Annotated in this window: 16 protein-coding genes; 5 read left to right on the top strand and 11 right to left on the bottom strand. The window is 34.8% G+C overall.

The genetic code is table 11. From position 1 onward, the window contains the following. Positions 1 to 9 precede the first annotated feature (9 nt). From HM990_RS07285 to HM990_RS07275, 3 genes are all read left to right on the top strand, one after another. Entirely contained in the window at positions 10 to 945 is a 936-nt protein-coding gene (locus tag HM990_RS07285) for a PorP/SprF family type IX secretion system membrane protein (RefSeq protein WP_178988291.1), read from the top strand. 13 nt (positions 946 to 958) lie between these two features. Next, a complete protein-coding gene (locus tag HM990_RS07280) occupies positions 959 to 2,890 on the top strand; it encodes an OmpA family protein (protein WP_178988290.1) in 1,932 nt (643 codons plus the stop codon). 87 nt (positions 2,891 to 2,977) lie between these two features. Further along, positions 2,978 to 3,544 carry a hypothetical protein gene (locus HM990_RS07275; protein ID WP_178988289.1) on the top strand — a complete coding sequence of 189 codons (567 nt, stop codon included), beginning with the start codon at positions 2,978 to 2,980 and terminating at the stop codon, positions 3,542 to 3,544. A 30-nt stretch (positions 3,545 to 3,574) separates the two neighbouring features. On the opposite strand, the gene HM990_RS07270 is transcribed toward HM990_RS07275, so the two are convergent. Both HM990_RS07270 and pdxH read right to left on the bottom strand, forming a co-directional pair. Then, a complete protein-coding gene (locus HM990_RS07270) occupies positions 3,575 to 4,072 on the bottom strand; it encodes a CAP domain-containing protein (protein WP_178988288.1) in 498 nt (165 codons plus the stop codon). Positions 4,073 to 4,365: 293 nt separating this feature from the next. Then, complete coding sequence (pdxH, locus tag HM990_RS07265; RefSeq protein WP_178988287.1) at positions 4,366 to 5,013, bottom strand: pyridoxamine 5'-phosphate oxidase; 648 nt, start codon at positions 5,011 to 5,013, stop codon at positions 4,366 to 4,368. 183 nt (positions 5,014 to 5,196) lie between these two features. Here pdxH and HM990_RS07260 point away from each other — a divergent pair, with 183 nt between their 5' ends. After that, entirely contained in the window at positions 5,197 to 5,514 is a 318-nt protein-coding gene (locus tag HM990_RS07260; RefSeq protein WP_178988286.1) for a hypothetical protein, read from the top strand. Here the strand turns inward: HM990_RS07260 and HM990_RS07255 are convergent. The 5 genes from HM990_RS07255 to rpsA form a co-directional block, all read right to left on the bottom strand. Continuing rightward, positions 5,511 to 6,416: a ribonuclease Z gene (locus HM990_RS07255; protein WP_178988285.1), complete on the bottom strand. Its 906-nt coding sequence runs from the start codon at positions 6,414 to 6,416 to the stop codon at positions 5,511 to 5,513. The genes HM990_RS07260 and HM990_RS07255 overlap by 4 nt on opposite strands. Positions 6,417 to 6,493: 77 nt before the next feature. After that, positions 6,494 to 6,826: a ribonuclease Z gene (locus HM990_RS07250; protein WP_178988284.1), complete on the bottom strand. Its 333-nt coding sequence runs from the start codon at positions 6,824 to 6,826 to the stop codon at positions 6,494 to 6,496. Between the two features lie 3 nt (positions 6,827 to 6,829). Further along, on the bottom strand, positions 6,830 to 7,759 hold the full coding sequence (locus HM990_RS07245; RefSeq protein ID WP_178988283.1) for an aspartate carbamoyltransferase catalytic subunit: 930 nt from the start codon (positions 7,757 to 7,759) through the stop codon (positions 6,830 to 6,832). Between the two features lie 212 nt (positions 7,760 to 7,971). Then, positions 7,972 to 8,511, bottom strand: coding sequence for a bifunctional pyr operon transcriptional regulator/uracil phosphoribosyltransferase PyrR (gene pyrR, locus HM990_RS07240; RefSeq protein ID WP_178988282.1), 540 nt, complete (start codon positions 8,509 to 8,511; stop codon positions 7,972 to 7,974). 159 nt (positions 8,512 to 8,670) lie between these two features. Beyond that, positions 8,671 to 10,515, bottom strand: coding sequence for a 30S ribosomal protein S1 (gene rpsA, locus HM990_RS07235; protein WP_178988281.1), 1,845 nt, complete (start codon positions 10,513 to 10,515; stop codon positions 8,671 to 8,673). Positions 10,516 to 10,797: 282 nt separating this feature from the next. Here rpsA and HM990_RS07230 point away from each other — a divergent pair, with 282 nt between their 5' ends. Continuing rightward, a complete protein-coding gene (locus HM990_RS07230) occupies positions 10,798 to 11,175 on the top strand; it encodes a LysM peptidoglycan-binding domain-containing protein (RefSeq protein ID WP_178988280.1) in 378 nt (125 codons plus the stop codon). A gap of 53 nt (positions 11,176 to 11,228) precedes the next feature. On the opposite strand, the gene cmk is transcribed toward HM990_RS07230, so the two are convergent. From cmk to lon, 4 genes are all read right to left on the bottom strand, one after another. Then, positions 11,229 to 11,918: a (d)CMP kinase gene (cmk, locus tag HM990_RS07225; protein WP_178988279.1), complete on the bottom strand. Its 690-nt coding sequence runs from the start codon at positions 11,916 to 11,918 to the stop codon at positions 11,229 to 11,231. Between the two features lie 231 nt (positions 11,919 to 12,149). Beyond that, entirely contained in the window at positions 12,150 to 13,184 is a 1,035-nt protein-coding gene (porQ, locus tag HM990_RS07220) for a type IX secretion system protein PorQ (RefSeq protein WP_178988278.1), read from the bottom strand. 280 nt (positions 13,185 to 13,464) lie between these two features. Further along, positions 13,465 to 14,235, bottom strand: a complete 771-nt coding sequence (locus HM990_RS07215; RefSeq protein ID WP_178988277.1) for a LysM peptidoglycan-binding domain-containing protein — start codon at positions 14,233 to 14,235, stop codon at positions 13,465 to 13,467. After that, positions 14,219 to 16,672, bottom strand: coding sequence for an endopeptidase La (gene lon / locus HM990_RS07210; protein ID WP_178988276.1), 2,454 nt, complete (start codon positions 16,670 to 16,672; stop codon positions 14,219 to 14,221). Before lon ends, HM990_RS07215 begins: the two co-directional genes overlap by 17 nt. Positions 16,673 to 16,877 lie beyond the last annotated feature (205 nt).

Here is a 16,877-nt window from a genome sequence, read left to right as displayed (position 1 = left end):
ACTTAACCGATGAAGTTATCAAAAATTATAAGTATTGTGGTACTTTTCTTGAGTGTTTCTGCTGCCTTTTCGCAGCAGTTACCTCAGTTTACGCAATACATGTTTAACACCATCTCTATTAATCCGGCATATGCTGGCAGTAGGGAAACGCTAAGCATAGTGGGTTTACATAGAAGTCAATGGGTTGGTTTCGACGGTGGACCGGAAACACAAACTTTATCCGTACATGCACCTCTGCGAAACGAAAACATGGGTTTAGGTATTTCCTTTATTAATGACCAATTAGGTTACGAAAATTTTTCATACCTCTATGCAGATTATTCATATACCATTAAAACTAGTGAAAATACCAAATTAGCTTTTGGGTTGAAAGCTGGTATGACGCATTACTTTATAGATCAAGAGTTACTTACAGATCCCTCTGTGATTAGCGATCAATATTTCAATGATGTCTCTAACCGATGGAGTCCTAATGTTGGTGCCGGTTTATATTTACACTCGCAACGTTGGTATGCAGGTGTCTCTGCTCCTAGAATTTTAAATACAGATTACAACAAAGGTCGTCAAGGTGCTTTAGATTATGTAGCACTAGAACGAATCAGTTATTATCTTACAGCAGGTTATGTGTTTGACCTAAGCGAGAGCACAAAATTAAAACCATCGGTGTTATTAAAAGCAACCAATGGAGCACCACTATCCTTTGACGTTTCAGCAAACTTTTTATTTAATGAAAAATTATGGCTCGGAGCAGCATACAGAGCTAACCAATATGCAGCTGCACTTGGTGGTATCGCAGACTTTCAGGTCTCAAAACAATTTAGAGTTGGTTATGCCTATGAATATCCACTATCAGATATTGCTCCTTACACTAGTGGTACTCACGAGATTTTGCTAATGTTTGAAGTGTTTAAAAGCAAACGAATTAAATCGCCAAGATATTTCTAAACAGAACCAGATTATGAAAATCAAAATAGTAGCTATCATATTAGTTTTTTTCAGTTCGTTGTCTTTTTCCCAAACGAAATTGGCCGATAAATTTTTTGAAAATTTTGGCTATGTAAAAGCAATTGAATTATATGAAAAAGTCGTTGAGAAAGGAAAAGCTGACGCTCACGTATTAACACGATTAGGCGATGCTTATTATAATAATTCCAATTCAGAAAAGGCGGTTTACTGGTATAAAAAAGCATTGGACGAATACAAAGATATTGAAGCTGAATATATCTATAAGTATATACAATCACTCAGAAGTATAGGCAACTATAAAGAAGCAGATGTTTGGTTTAAAAAGCTAATTGAAGCGCAACGTGGCGATAGTCGACTTAAAGGTTATGATCCAGATGAAGTTGATATTTATGATAAACTGACTTCCAAAAATAAAGATTTAGTGGTGACGATTGAAAATCTATCCTTCAATTCTGAAAATTCAGATTTTGGTTCGTTTATAAAGGACAGTACGCTTTATTTTGCTTCAGCGAGAGGCGATGACGAAAAGGTTTATAGTTGGAACAAAGAACCTTTTCTTGATATATTCAAAATTAAATTGTCCGATAATAAAATAGATGGCACCCAAACTTACGGAGCTCCAACTCAAATTAATTCTGAAGACGTAAATACCGAATACCATGAAGCGTCCGTTGCAATCACCAATGATGGTAAAACCATGTATTTTACAAGAGACAACATCAATAAACGCAATAGATTAAATTACGACAAAGAAGGAACAACATACCTCAAAATCTATAAAGCGACACTTGTAAGTAATACTTGGACGAATGTCATAGATTTACCTTTTAATGATGATGTGTTCTCAACAGGTCATCCTGTATTGAGTCCAGATAATAAAACATTATTCTTTGTTTCTGATCGTGAAGGTGGCATCGGACAGACTGATATTTATTCGGTTTCTATCAATGATGATGGAACCTATGGTACGCCTGAAAATCTTGGTGAAAAAATTAACACTGAAGGTCGGGAAATGTTTCCTTATGTTGCTAAGGATAGCACATTCTATTTTTCTTCAGATGGTCATTTGAATTTAGGATTACTGGATATATTTAAATCCAATATCTTAAAAGAAGAACCAACGGCAGAACCGGAAAATATCGGAGCGCCTTTTAATAGTGGTTATGACGATTTTGCATATTTTGTAAATAGTGATATACATCATGGCTATTTCTCTTCAAACCGACCAGATGGAAAAGGCGGCGATGATATTTATAGTTTTAACGTAATAGAATGTAATCAACAAATAACAGGTATAGCCAGAGAACACAGAACTGAGATTATTTTAAGTGATGTCACTGTGCAACTTATTAACGAAAGCGGTAAAATTCTAGCAGAAGTAGTGACTACTTCAGATGGATCATATACGTTTGATGTAGAATGCAACACCACTTACACTATTCTTGGTACAAAACCAGATTACAAAGAAGATCAGCATACCATAACAACATCCAATGAAAACAAAAAAACAAATACGGTTGATTTAACACTTAAACCATTAATCCTAGACAGCCAGATTGTTATAAATCCTATTTTCTTTGATTTCGATAAAGCTGAGATCAGAACAGATGCCCAATACGAATTGGAAAATATTGTGGATGTATTGCGTAAACACCCTGAAATGATTATTAAAATTCAATCACATACAGATAGTCGAGGTCGTGATAAATACAATTTAAAATTATCGGATAGACGTGCTAAATCTACGGCAGAGTATATTATCTCTAGAGGTATCGCAGCCCATAGAATTGAAAGTGCTAGAGGTTTTGGAGAAACCCAACTATTAAATGAATGTGCTAATGGCGTGAAATGTTCTGAGGAAGAACACCAATTAAACAGACGTTCTTATTTCTATATCGTAGATGGTGATAAAGAAAGAGAATAAAAAATAGCCCAACTAAACTGAGGTGAAAAGAGCAAGCTTATAATGAGCTTGCTTTTTTTATATTCATAATCCAGTTAATTAAAATATATGATAAACATTAAGTTTGACAATACAGATGATAATGATTTTAAGGAGATCGTAGAGTCGATTATTAGAAATTTGATTTTATCATTAAATCCAATGGAAATTGCCATTGTTAGAATTAAAAATTGGTTTGACCATAAATGGCTTAACTATTCCGGTAAGGCAATTTATAAATATGAAACGGGAAGAAGTGCCATGATTCCGTTAGTCTTAGAGCCATGTTGGAGCAAGGAAATTAAAATACCTCCATTCAATCCTAATCGAGTTCTTTCAGAAACCATATATAAATTGTTTGAAACTGAAAATCCAAAATTTGAAGAGTTACTACATGTATCTCAAAATAGTAACGACAATGTGAAAAGAAATATTTCTGAATTAACGGAAAATGGAATATGTATATGGATTTCCTCTAACTCAGAAACCAATAAACAAGGGAGTGTGATGGTTTATCAAATTCAGAATTCCGAAGTAAGTACCTGGTATGTTAATATTGAAGATAAAAATGGGTGGAACATAACGCAATCGAAAGGCATTGACAAAAACACAGTTCAATCCATGTTGACTGCATAAGGAATAAATCTAAGTTGCTAGAAATATGATTTAGCGCTTAATAAACATATTAGTAAAATACCACTTCCCTTCGGCATTCTTTTCTGCTGATACATCAAAATCCGTGAAATCACCTTCTATGTTGTCTCTGTGGCCTGGGCTATTTAACCACGCATTTACAACTGATGCCGCTGAATTAAAACCATAAGCCACGTTTTCTGAAACGACATTAGCACTTGCATTAGCTTGTAAGCTCTGTTGTCTTAAAAAGAAGTTATCGTGAGATACATTATTCACTTCAATCATATAGTCGGTATGTGTAAATGCTACAGCTTTAACGGTATTATGATTTTGTAAAGGATTTAATCCTTCATTGATTCGATAAGCGTTAATAAGTTCCATGATTTCTATTTCAATCTGTTTTGCTTGAGGTGCAACCGGAACCTCGATAGCGTTCAATACCTCATCTTCCATAGAATCTGTTGAACAAGATGTAAAACTAAAAATAGCAATAATCGCCAAAAATGGCAAGAGTTTAGTAGCCTTCATAAGTAGGTATTTAGGTTTGGGACTTCTAAATTAGTTACCTACTTAATAAAAAAAAAGAATTATTTTATAAATTCGATGAAATACATGTATTTTATCGTGTTTTTATGTAAAACATCGATGAAATACACTTTTGGACACAAAAAAATGTATTTCAACTTTAAATAATTACCGTTTATCGGTTATTTTAAGTTTTAGATTTTGAAAGATAAGGGGGTTAGAGTTGAGAATTGAAATTCGTAAAAATTGATTAACTCATCATGTACATCACTCTGAACTCTGAACTCCGAACTCATTCACGGTGCCAAACGCTCAATCTTCCAGTTGTAATCGTCTTGAAGTTGATAACGGATTCTATCGTGAAGTCTATTGGGTCTGCCTTGCCAGAATTCCAACGCTACAGGTTTTATAATATAGCCTCCCCAATTTTTAGGTCGTTCGATTTCTTTGCCTTCTAATTTCGATTCTAATTCTTTTAGTTTGGATTCTAATTCCGCTCTATCTTTCACAACTTCACTTTGATTGGAAACCACAGCGCCTAATTGGCTTCCTCTTGGTCTGGATTCAAAGTAACCATCGCTTAGGTTTTCTGAAACTTTTTCGGCTTTGCCTTTAATTATAATTTGGCGTTCTGCAGCGTGCCAAAAAAATGATAAACAGACATTTGGATTTTCTGTAATGGCCTTGCCTTTTTCACTATCGTAGTTGGTGTAGAAAATAAAACCTTCGTGCGTATATTTTTTGAGCAGCACTACCCTATTCTTTGGATAACCATCTAAACCAAATGTTGAGATGGTCATGGCATTGGTCTCGTCAACTTCAAAATGGGTATCCACTTCGATAAACCAATTTCTGAATAACTCAATAGGGTTTTCTGGAACATTATCTAATAACAATTCTCCTTTTTCGTATGATTTTCTGTAGTTGCTTAGGTCTTTTTCCATGGTTATACGAAGTTAATTCAATATTTTGGTTTTGTAAAAAAAAGTGTAGCTTTAACGTTTAATGACCCTAATAAATAATTCCCTTACATGCATTTTGAAAATTCCCATTTGTCAAAATCTTTGTCTTATGAAAAATTAACGTTAGATTTTTGCACAAACTATTTTTTTGACAACTTTTTTATCATGGAAGTTAACGAAGGTGTTCATTTTAATTTCGACAAGTTAAATCAGTTATTAACAGAAATTACAGAACATTATGGTTATCATAAAAAACTAGCTTACATTGCTAACCGTGTCAACTCTTATTCAATTGATCCGATCTTATGGTCATATTTTGATAAAGACGACACTCTTTTAGTTGCTGCTTCAATTGTTAGTTATAGCGAATCATCTTTTATGAATGCTAATATTGAAAAGCAGTTAGCCTCAATAAGTTTAAAACGTTCATCAAGTTTAGAAGAAGCCATTGGATGGGTCCAGCGATTGTCTGAATTGAATTAAAACTCAAATGATTTTCCATCCTTAGCCAAATGCACATTCTCGAACACGGTTTGTGCTTCGGTCTTAAAATCCTCATAACCATTATAACGCGTAGAATAATGGCCAAGTATCAAGGTCTCTACATTTGCTTTTTTGGCTATGGTTGCTGCATGTTTTGCTGTACTGTGCTTTGTAGTCTTACAAAGTGATTCGTTTTTATCTAAAAAAGTCGATTCGTGATATAAAACTGTTGCGTCTTTAATCAGTGGAATCATCGCTTCATTATAAACCGTATCGCTACAGTAGACATAACTTTTTGCGGGAATTGGGTCTTTAGTTACTTTTTCATTGGCAATTAAAACACCATCTTCATTTTTTACGTCAAATCCTTGTTTTAGTTTTCTAAAATAGGCGACATTGATATTGGCTTCATTGACTAAATTAATGTCCAGTTTACGTTCATTTTTTTTCTCTTTGAATAGAAATCCATTAGTGTAAATCCGATGTTTTAAAGGAATCGTATGCACCTCAACTTTATCATCTTCATAAATTAATTCTGAAATTTTAGAAGTTAACTCATGAAAAATAAGTGGGTATTTTGTCCAACTCTCAGACAATTTCATTTGAAGCGTTATGACTTCCTTTAAACCTTTAGGTGCATAAATATGAAGTTCCGTTTCCCTTGTTAAAAGACTAAACGTATTAACCAAGCCAACCAAACCAAAATAATGGTCACCATGAAGGTGTGAAATAAAAATATGTTTTATCCTAGAAAACTTGACCTTATTCCGTCTCAACTCCACCTGTGTACCTTCGCCACAATCAATCAAAAACATGTGGTTTTTTATCTCTAAAACCTGAGATGTCGGATTGGTATTGGTACGTGGTGTTGCGCTATGGCAGCCGAGAATGGTTAATTTCATTAATTATTAAGTTGTTTGTTGTTAAGTGGTTGAGTCGTTACAACTAAACGACGAACGCCTTAACGACTAAACGCAATTTAAAATCCTAAATCGCGTTCCATATCTTCCATTTCAATGATGTCGTAAGCCTCTTGAATGGTTGGGACAACGACAATTTCATCTGGCATTTGATCTAAATCCACTTTTTCAGATACCACTACAAAACTTTTTTTAGCACTGCGGTGATTATTACTTAATCGTAAAAATTCAATAACATCTTCTAACGTAATTTTGTCTAAACTTGACAATCTCACAATGAGATGATAGTTTTTATATTTGTCGTAAGCTTGCTCTATGTTGTTAACCAAAGTTTTTACTGAGGCTTTTTCTTGAGCGATTATGGTAATATTTCCGTCTCTATCTATAATCATGATTTATTGTTTTATTTTAGACGCTAACAGATAAATGACTGCCATTCTAACTGCAACACCATTTTCTACTTGGTTTAAGATAATGGCCTGTTTAGAATCGGCAACATCGCTTGTAATTTCCACACCTCTGTTTATTGGTCCAGGATGCATAATTACAATCTCTTTATCTAAGCTATCTAATAGTTCTTTATTAACTCCAAATTGTTGCGTGTATTCTCTAGTTGAAGGAAAGTAACTAATATCCATGCGCTCGTTCTGAACTCTTAACATATTAGCAACATCACACCATTCCAAGGCTTTTTTTAGATTGGTTTCTACTTTAACACCCAAATCTTTAATATACTTAGGTAATAACGTTTTTGGGCCGCACACCATTACATTGGCACCTAGTAATTGTAAAGCATAAATGTTTGAAAGCGCTACTCTACTGTGTAAAATATCGCCAACGATAACGACATTTTTCCCCTTTACGGTTCCTAGTTTCTCTCTTATGGAATAAGAATCCAACAAAGCTTGCGTCGGATGCTCATGCGCACCATCACCAGCATTTATGATACTTGCATTCACATGCTTGGACAAAAACACGCCTGCTCCAGGATTGGGATGACGCATAACCACCATATCTACTTTCATTGAAAGTATGTTGTTAACGGTATCAATAAGGGTTTCTCCTTTTTTAACTGAAGATTGCGACGCTGAAAAATTTATTACATCCGCAGACAATCGTTTTTCAGCGAGTTCAAAAGAGAGTTTGGTACGTGTAGAGTTTTCAAAAAATAAATTGGCGATCGTAATATCCCGAAGTGATGGTACTTTTTTAATTGGTCTATTGATGACCTCCTTAAACTGATCAGCAGTTTCAAAAATAAGGTTGATATCCTGTTTGGTCAGATATTTTATTCCCAGTAAGTGATTGACACTTAATTCGCTCATTTTTTATAATCTTCAGTTGGCAGTCCTCAGTCTTCAGTCTAAACTGCTAGTTGTTTTAATTATTTTTTTAACATTTAGAAACGTAAATTTAATATTTCATTTTAAACCTATACGTCTCAAATTTCGTTCTCTGATCATCCTTCGAGCTTCCAACTTCATGCTTCAATCTTACTAACCCTTAACTTTTAATTCGTAATTCGTAATTAAATAAATTACTTATCCACTAAATAAACTGCATCCTCTCCTTCATTCTCAACCCACTTTACCTTCACTTTCTGATTATCAATCGCATCGACTTGACGTCCTTTATAGTTGGGTTGAATTGGTAAATGTCTGCTAAATCGTCTATCAATTAAGGTTAACAACTCTATATCTTTTGGTCTTCCGAAGGATTGAATTGCTGTTAATGCAGACCTTATGCTTCGACCTGTATATAAAACATCGTCAATAAAGACAACGTTTTTGTCTTCGACTATAAAATCTATGATAGTGGTGTTGGCTTCCAAGGGTTTATCACCTCTTCTGAAATCGTCCCTAAAAAACGTGATGTCTAAATGGCCGAGTTGGATATTTTTAATCTTATAATCTTCGCTGAGAATTTTTGCCAATCTATCGGCTAAATACTTTCCTCTTGGTTGAATGCCGATCAAAACAGTTTCAGAAAAATCGTCATGGTTCTCAATGAGTTGACAAGCCAATCTGTGAAGGGTAATATTGACTTCTTTAGAGTTAAGTAGTACTTTTTGACTCATATAGTTTCCAAACGTTGTTGGTTTACAAAGTTAGGATAAAATTTGTGGTTTGCAATAAGTTTTCTTGTAAAGGCGTACAGTTGCAAATACCTCAAATCAGGAACATAAAAAAAGCCTTTCATTTCTGAAAGGCTTTAGTTTATTTAAAATTCAACGGAATTATTTCTTCCCGTCCATTTTATCTTTAAGTGCTTGTAAAGCATCGTTTGCATCACCTAAAGTTGGTTTAGCTTCAGCCGCTTGAGCTTCCTGTTTTCTAACAGCTTGCTTAACGATTTTTGCTTCCTCTTCTCTAAATACTGCGGTATGAGATGCTACCACACGTTTGAATTCTTTATTAAATTCAATGATCTTAAATTCTGCTTCTTCACCTTTTTTAAGTTTAGAACCATCTTCTTTCTCTAAGTGACGTGCTGGTACAAAGGCAACGATATCTTCGTTAAAATCAATGGTTGCGCCTTTATCTACCATCTCTGTGATAGCTGCTTTATGTACAGTATCTAAAGCGAACTCAGTTTCGTACTTATCCCAAGGGTTTTCAGTCGTTTGTTTGTGTCCTAAAGATAATTTACGACCTTCAACATCTAACTCCAATACCACAACGTCTAAGTTATCACCTACGTTACAGAACTCAGAAGGGTGCTTAATTTTCTTAGTCCAAGATAAATCCGAGATATAAATCAATCCGTCGATACCTTCTTCCAATTCAACAAAAACACCAAAGTTTGTAAAGTTACGTACAATACCTGTGTGCTTAGAACCAACAGGATACTTAGAAGTAATATCTGTCCATGGGTCTGGCGTTAATTGCTTTATACCAAGAGACATTTTACGATCTTCTCTATCTAAAGTTAAGATAACCGCATCGATTTCATCACCAACGTTAACGAAATCTTGTGCTGAACGTAAATGCGTTGACCAAGACATTTCACTAACGTGAACTAAGCCTTCAACACCTTCTTCTACTTCAACAAAAGCACCGTAATCAGCAATAACTACTACTTTACCTTTTACTTTATCTCCAACTTTTACATTGTCACCTAAAGCTTCCCATGGATGCTTAGATAATTGCTTAAGACCTAATTGGATTCTTGATTTGTTCTCATCAAAATCAAGGATTACAACATTTAATTTCTGATCTAACTCAACAATCTCATTTGGATGGTTGATACGTGACCAAGATAAATCTGTGATATGAACTAAACCATCTACACCACCAAGATCGATAAAGACACCATAAGAGGTAATGTTCTTCACAATACCTTCTAATACTTGTCCTTTTTCTAGTTGGCCAATGATTTCTTTCTTTTGTTCTTCTATATCGGCTTCAATAAGCGCTTTATGAGAAACAACTATGTTTTTGAATTCGTGGTTGATCTTCACAACTTTAAATTCCATAGTTTTATTAACGTACTGATCGTAATCTCTAATTGGCTTCACATCGATTTGTGAACCTGGTAAGAACGCTTCTATACCAAATACATCTACGATCATTCCACCTTTAGTTCTACATTTTACAAAACCGTTAACGATTTCGCCAGTATCATGTGCATTGTTTACACGATCCCATGCTTTGATTACTCTCGCTTTTCTGTGAGATAATACTAATTGTCCTGTTGCATCTTCACGCACATCAATTAATACTTCAACTTTGTCACCAACTTTAAGATCTGGGTTGTAACGGAACTCATTAAGAGAAATTACACCTTCAGACTTAGCGTTAATGTCAATAATCGCATCACGATCTGTAATTGTGATAACAGTACCTTCCACAACTTCGTCATCTAAAGTGTCAACGAAATTTTCTGATACTAATTTTTCGAACTCTTCTAATTTTTTGTCCGCAACCTGCTCAATTCCTTCTTCGTAATTGTGCCAATCGAACTCTTCTAAGAATTTTTCTGGGTTTTTTTGAGCCTCAGATATTTGAGGTGCTTCAGCTGTTACAGCTTCGTTTGCTTCAGTTGCTTCAACTTCTGCTTGATTTGTTTCTTTTTCAGACATGTGCTGAATTAAAATTTGTATTCTACTAACTCACTTGAAAACAATGCGGTAAAAGCTGTAGAAGTGTTTGTTTTGATTTGTAATTCCTTTTTATTTTCTATAAACCGCTAAAAAGGTGTGCAAAAGTACGACATATTTCTAGTTTTTCCAAAAACATTGTTAAAAATAAAGTACTGAAAATCACGCCATTATTTTAAATATAAAATTAAATCGAAAGCCATAAAACTTTCGCACGCAATTGGTATCTTTACGACACTATTAACAATTTAAAACTTACAAAAAATGGTAAAAGCAAAATATCAAGATGTATTGGACTTGGGAGAAAAGTTAAATATCCAAAACGGTAAAGTTGAAGAAGAAAACGGAAAACTGAAAGTTTGGGGAACGGCGTCTACGCAATACGAAAAAGATTTAATGTGGGATAAAATCAAAGAAGTCGGAGGCGAAAACCCTTCTGATATTATGGCGGACATTAAAGTGGCGGACGAATCTGTTTATGCCAGACATACTGTAGAATCTGGAGAAACACTAGGAAAAATAGCCAAACAATATTATGGCGAGCCAGGAAAGTACCAAAAGATATTCCAAGCGAATACAGATATTCTTAAGAATCCAGATCTGATTCATCCTGGACAGGAATTGATTATTCCTAAGCTTTAGTAAAACTTTTTATTTAATTTTTAAAAGCGATAAACTGTATGTTTATCGCTTTTTTAATTTAAAATAATTTGATTAGCCAAACCAATCAACGTCTCCAACTGCTCCTCAATAGTCAAGTTTGAATTATCAATTTCAATGGCATCATCCGCTTTTACTAAAGGCGAATCCTCTCTTGTAGAATCTATACGATCTCGTGTTGTTACATTTTCCAACACGTCATCATAACTTAAATTATGGCCACGATCCAACAATTCGTTGTAACGTCGTTTGGCTCTGGTTTCCGCCGATGCGGTCATAAAAATTTTTAATTCAGCATCAGGAAAAACAACCGTTCCAATATCACGACCGTCCATAACGATACCTTTATCTTTTCCCATGAGCTGTTGTTGTTCCACCAACTTGCGTCGTACTGCAGACAATGTTGCTACAGGACTCACGTATTTTGAAACCCTTAAGGTTCTGATATCGGCTTCAATATTTTTTCCGTTTAAATAGACTTCAGCAAAACCGGCTGCTTCATTAAACTTAAACGTAATGCTGATATCCCCTAATCTATCGATCAAAGCTTCTTCGTTAAAAAAATCTTCGCCAATAAAATCATTATCAAGTGCAAAATAAGTGACCGCTCTGTACATCGCTCCCGTATCCACATAAATATAATTGAGACGCTTTGCTAACTGTTTAGCAACCGTACTTTTTCCTGTGGATGAAAATCCGTCTATAGCGATGACAATCTTATTCATAGTAGTTTCTCGTGAAAACGGGATTCTCGTATTTTGATGAATTCAAATTTAATTAAACTAAATATTAAAACTTATAATGAAGCGTTTAAATTTTTTTTTTTGACACCAATTTCACTAATTTTCACAAATCTCATTATTCGTGTTAATTAGTGAAATTCGTGTCTTCTTTTTTGAACATATATAACCTCACACTTACAACAGGAATTTAATCTGATTAAAAAATCAAATCATCTACCAACGTCTTCGCGAATCCAAATCTATCTGAAGTCCGAAAAAACTAGTATTTGAAGCACTTGTAAATCTTGCATGTGTATAACTAAAACGCATTCTGTTTAATTTTATACCGACGCCAACTGAAAGTCCTGAAAAGTTTCTCTGATCTACAATTCGTAATTCTTCTGCACGTCTAAAATTATAGCCTAAACGAATATTGAAACCACCTTCGGGAAATAATTCCGCTCCTAAAATAAGATGTCGTAAGCCTTTATTAAAGAAACTGACTTTTTCTTCGGTTTGGTTACCATCTAAATCTGTTGTTGTTCTCGCAGGATTGGATACTCCAATGGGCCATTTTTGCAAATTTTCTAAGGTTAAATGCCAACGCAATGGCACATTCTCTAGAGTCTGGGACATCCCGAAGTTAACTTCGAGTGGCAAAGGTTCTTGTCGGCCTGCGTAAGTTGAAAATTGTGTACCTAAATTTCTAACGGTTAATGCGGCATGAAAATCGAGTTTTTCATTGATATACATGGCACCTAAATCTACAGCACCACCAATGGAATTGTATTGTTCTAAAAGCGAGGTTATTAGCTTTACATTAGCACCTATATAAAAATCCGTATTTGGAATCTTGTAATTATAGCCAAAGGAAAGTGCGGCTTCGTTTCCGCTAAACGTTCCTGTGGAATTTCCATTAACATCATACCCATCAAACGACCCATAATTGATATAAGTCATTCCAATATGCAATGTTTGCACACGTCGATCCCAAGTGTAGCCATAAGCAGCCGTTCCGTAGGTTATACCTCCTAAATAATTGGAAACATTTACGGCCAACTGATTGTTCATCTTCCAATTAATCGAAGCTGGATTGTAAAGTGCTTCGGTAACATCGTGATCGAAATTTGTTATGATTTTTCCACCTAAAGCGGCTTGTCTTGGTGATGATACCAAATTGAGGAATTGATAGGTAGATTCTCCACCCAATTGCGCAAACGCAGGTAATGCCAAAAGCAGAATACATAAGGTAGAAATCCTCTTAATCATAAACGATGCAATATTATATAATTTTTCTCTTATTATTATTATTCAGGAAAAATTATACAATGAACTCGCTTAAACTTTTTCAATTAGCTAAAAAATTGCCATTTTGAACCCAATTTTTGCCTTTTTTTCGTCCCGTAGCGGTGCTATGCATCTCTAAAAAGTCTTCAATTGGTCCCAAAATGACTAATTTTCGCTTGAATACAAAAAGTATAAACAAGTTCAACTAAATCTATCTTAAAAACGAGTATAAAGTTTTTTTATTTTCAAGAAGAGTTGTTTTCTATTTTAACTTCAACTTTTGGCCTATATTGATAATATTGCTTTTTAGTCCATTCAATTTTTTAATCGCATCAATTGTGGTTCCGTTTTCCAATGCAATTCGATAAAGATTATCTCCCTTTTTAACGACATAAATGGTCAGGCTTTTATCGTCCCTTGAAGTTTGAAAATCATTAACACGAAGTTTTTGACCAATCTTAATGATATTAGAATTCAAATTATTTAAACGCTTTAATTCTTCTACACTTAAATTATAGCGCCTAGATAAACTAAACAACGTATTGCCTTTTTCTACACTATGAAAATTGGAATTGGTGGCTACAAAATTGCTACCGTTTGAAGAAATTGAGTTGGTTTCTGTATCAAAATTTTTAATGCGAAGCTTTTGTCCTGCATTGACCAAAGTGGTTTCCAAATTATTGGCTTGCTTTAATTCTGAAAGGGTCACTTTATATGTTCTAGAGATATCGAGTAAAGTCTCGCCGTCTTCAACCACATGAAAATCTGAAGTCGTATCCACTTCAGATACACTCGAACCTATAACACTAGCATCAGTTACCAACAGAGGCTTTGTGTTAACAGTATCTATTTTAGTCTCTACAACTTTATCCTTTATGGTAACCAGTGTTATTTCGCCAGTAACAACATTCAGTTTAGCAGGCTTTCCATCTAATAGCACATTTTTAAATTCTCCTTGATCTTGGGCATAAGCTACCGTTCCCACAGTAAGATATATTAAAAATGCAACTATTAAATTAAAGCTTTTTGGCATTATGTACTTTTTGTTTGGTTAAGGCTAACTTTAAAACTTCGCTCATATCCTTAACATAATGAAACGTTAAGCCTTTCAAATATTCTGGTTTAATCTCGTCAATATCCCGTTTGTTATCCTCACAAAGCAATATCTCTTTAATACGAGCTCGTTTGGCGGCTAGGATTTTTTCTTTAATACCACCAACAGGCAGTACTTTTCCACGCAATGTAATTTCGCCTGTCATCGCTATGCTCTTCTTAACTTTACGTTGGGTAAACAATGATACTAAAGACGTTAACATTGTGACACCTGCACTTGGACCATCTTTTGGCGTCGCGCCTTCCGGTACGTGAATGTGCACATTATATTTCTCAAAAACTTCAGGATCAATCCCAAATTCATCTGCATTGGCTTTTATGTATTCCATAGCTATAGTGGCCGATTCTTTCATCACTTTACCTATATTTCCAGTAATGGACAATGTGCCTTTTCCTTTAGATAAAATAGATTCTATAAACAGAATATCACCTCCTACTTTGGTCCATGCCAATCCGGTAACAACACCTGCAACATCGTTGTTTTCGTATTTGTCGCGTTCCATTCTTGGACTTCCTAAAACTTCAATAATGTCCTCGTTAGAAATCTTAATGTTATATTTTTCTTCCATTGCAATGTTCTTGGCCGCATAACGTACCATTTTTGCAATTTGTTTTTCCAAGCCTCTTACACCAGATTCGCGCGTATAACCTTCAACTATTTTTTCCAGTTGTGGCTTTGCAATTTTTAATGACGAACTATCCAAACCATGTTCCTTTAATTGCTTTGGCAACAAGTGTCGTTTCGCGATTTCTACTTTTTCTTCAATGGTATAACCCGTTACATTAATGATTTCCATTCGATCTCTTAATGCGGGCTGAATGGTATTCATGCTATTGGACGTTGCAATGAACATCACCTTAGACAAGTCATAACCCATTTCCAAGAAGTTGTCATAGAACTCATTGTTTTGCTCAGGATCTAAAACCTCTAACATCGCAGAAGATGGATCACCTTGATTTCCTGTGGATAATTTATCGATTTCATCTAAAACGAATACAGGATTTGAGGTGCCTGCTTTCTTTAAACTCTGAATGATTCGGCCAGGCATAGCACCAATATAGGTTTTTCTATGGCCACGGATTTCAGCTTCGTCACGCAATCCACCTAATGAAATACGTACATATTCCCTACCCAAAGCTTCAGCGATCGACTTTCCTAATGAGGTTTTACCAACACCTGGAGGGCCATAAAGACAAAGGATTGGCGACTTCATATCATTTCTCAGTTTTAAAACCGCTAAATATTCAATAATTCGTTTTTTAACATCTTCAAGTCCAAAATGATCGCGATCGAGAATTTTTTCGGCGCGTTTTAGGTCGAATTTATCCTTGCTGAATTCATTCCAAGGCAAATCCAGAAACAGGTCTAAATAATTGCGTTGAATGGAATACTCAGCCACTTGAGGATTCATACGTTGCATTTTCGATAATTCCTTATCAAAATGCTCCTTTACTTTTTCGTCCCATTTCTTTTTCTTGGCACGCGCTTTCATGTCTTCAATTTCCTCTCCTGAAGACACACCTCCACCCAATTCTTCTTGAATGGTTTTCATTTGTTGGTGTAAGAAATACTCACGTTGCTGTTGGTTCATATCGCTCTGAACCTTTGACTGGATATCATTTTTAAGCTCTAGCTTCTGATATTCCATGTTCATATACTTCAAGGTCTGAAGCGCACGTTCCTTAAGATCATTAATTTTTAAAAGTTCTTGTTTTTCCTCAACCCTAAGATTCATGTTAGAAGACACAAAATTGATTAAGAACGAATTACTTTCAATATTCTTAATCGCAAAACTCGCTTCGGACGGAATGTTTGGACTTTGCTTTATAATATCTAAAGACAATTCCTTAATGGAATCTATAATCGCTTTAAATTCTTCATTATCTGGAGCTGGTTTTGCTTCGGCAATGTCAGAAATTGAAGCCGTTAAATACGGTTTTTCAGAAATCACCTCGTTAATCACAAAGCGTTTTTTACCTTGAATAATAACTGTTGTGTTACCATCTGGCATTTTCAGCACTTTCAAGATTCGTGCAACCGTTCCTGTTTTATAGATGTCCTTAGCAGACGGATTTTCAACCGATTCATCCTTTTGTGATACCACACCAATTACTTTTCCACCTTTATTGGCATCGTTAATCAGTTTTATAGAGGTATCTCGTCCGGCCGTAATCGGAATAACTACACCAGGAAATAAAACCGTATTTCGCAAGGGTAAAATTGGTAAGGATTCTGGTAAGGATTCGCTGTTTATTAATTCTTCATCTTCAGGCGTCATCAATGGAATTAATTCTGAATTCTCATCGAAATCCTGAAATGACAGATTGTCTAAATTTAAAAAATTTGATTTTCCCATATATATTTTTGAGCCATTCTGTCATTAATAAAGACAGAGCAACATAGTTTTAAATGTATTAATAATTAACTTATGGTTGAATACCAATACTTTAGAAGATATTCAAAGTTATTCACATTACCTTAAATTCAATAGTTATGCCATTACCTTAGATTGACATAAAAGGTTTTGGAATTTAAATGAAATTCCTCAACTCGTATGGATT

The organism is Winogradskyella schleiferi (assembly GCF_013394655.1).
GTDB classification, from domain to species: domain Bacteria; phylum Bacteroidota; class Bacteroidia; order Flavobacteriales; family Flavobacteriaceae; genus Winogradskyella; species Winogradskyella schleiferi.
This window is presented reverse-complemented; position numbering and strand designations above follow the sequence as displayed.

Bases quoted from the DNA above. Each gene is read 5' to 3' on its own strand.
- HM990_RS07285 (WP_178988291.1), top strand. From the start codon at position 10: ATGAAGTTATCAAAAATTATAAGTATTGTGGTACTTTTCTTGAGTGTT.
- HM990_RS07280 (WP_178988290.1), top strand. From the start codon at position 959: ATGAAAATCAAAATAGTAGCTATCATATTAGTTTTTTTCAGTTCGTTG.
- HM990_RS07275 (WP_178988289.1), top strand. From the start codon at position 2,978: ATGATAAACATTAAGTTTGACAATACAGATGATAATGATTTTAAGGAG.
- HM990_RS07270 (WP_178988288.1), bottom strand. From the start codon at position 4,072: ATGAAGGCTACTAAACTCTTGCCATTTTTGGCGATTATTGCTATTTTT.
- pdxH (WP_178988287.1), bottom strand. From the start codon at position 5,013: ATGGAAAAAGACCTAAGCAACTACAGAAAATCATACGAAAAAGGAGAA.
- HM990_RS07260 (WP_178988286.1), top strand. From the start codon at position 5,197: ATGGAAGTTAACGAAGGTGTTCATTTTAATTTCGACAAGTTAAATCAG.
- HM990_RS07255 (WP_178988285.1), bottom strand. From the start codon at position 6,416: ATGAAATTAACCATTCTCGGCTGCCATAGCGCAACACCACGTACCAAT.
- HM990_RS07250 (WP_178988284.1), bottom strand. From the start codon at position 6,826: ATGATTATAGATAGAGACGGAAATATTACCATAATCGCTCAAGAAAAA.
- HM990_RS07245 (WP_178988283.1), bottom strand. From the start codon at position 7,759: ATGAGCGAATTAAGTGTCAATCACTTACTGGGAATAAAATATCTGACC.
- pyrR (WP_178988282.1), bottom strand. From the start codon at position 8,511: ATGAGTCAAAAAGTACTACTTAACTCTAAAGAAGTCAATATTACCCTT.
- rpsA (WP_178988281.1), bottom strand. From the start codon at position 10,515: ATGTCTGAAAAAGAAACAAATCAAGCAGAAGTTGAAGCAACTGAAGCA.
- HM990_RS07230 (WP_178988280.1), top strand. From the start codon at position 10,798: ATGGTAAAAGCAAAATATCAAGATGTATTGGACTTGGGAGAAAAGTTA.
- cmk (WP_178988279.1), bottom strand. From the start codon at position 11,918: ATGAATAAGATTGTCATCGCTATAGACGGATTTTCATCCACAGGAAAA.
- porQ (WP_178988278.1), bottom strand. From the start codon at position 13,184: ATGATTAAGAGGATTTCTACCTTATGTATTCTGCTTTTGGCATTACCT.
- HM990_RS07215 (WP_178988277.1), bottom strand. From the start codon at position 14,235: ATGCCAAAAAGCTTTAATTTAATAGTTGCATTTTTAATATATCTTACT.
- lon (WP_178988276.1), bottom strand. From the start codon at position 16,672: ATGGGAAAATCAAATTTTTTAAATTTAGACAATCTGTCATTTCAGGAT.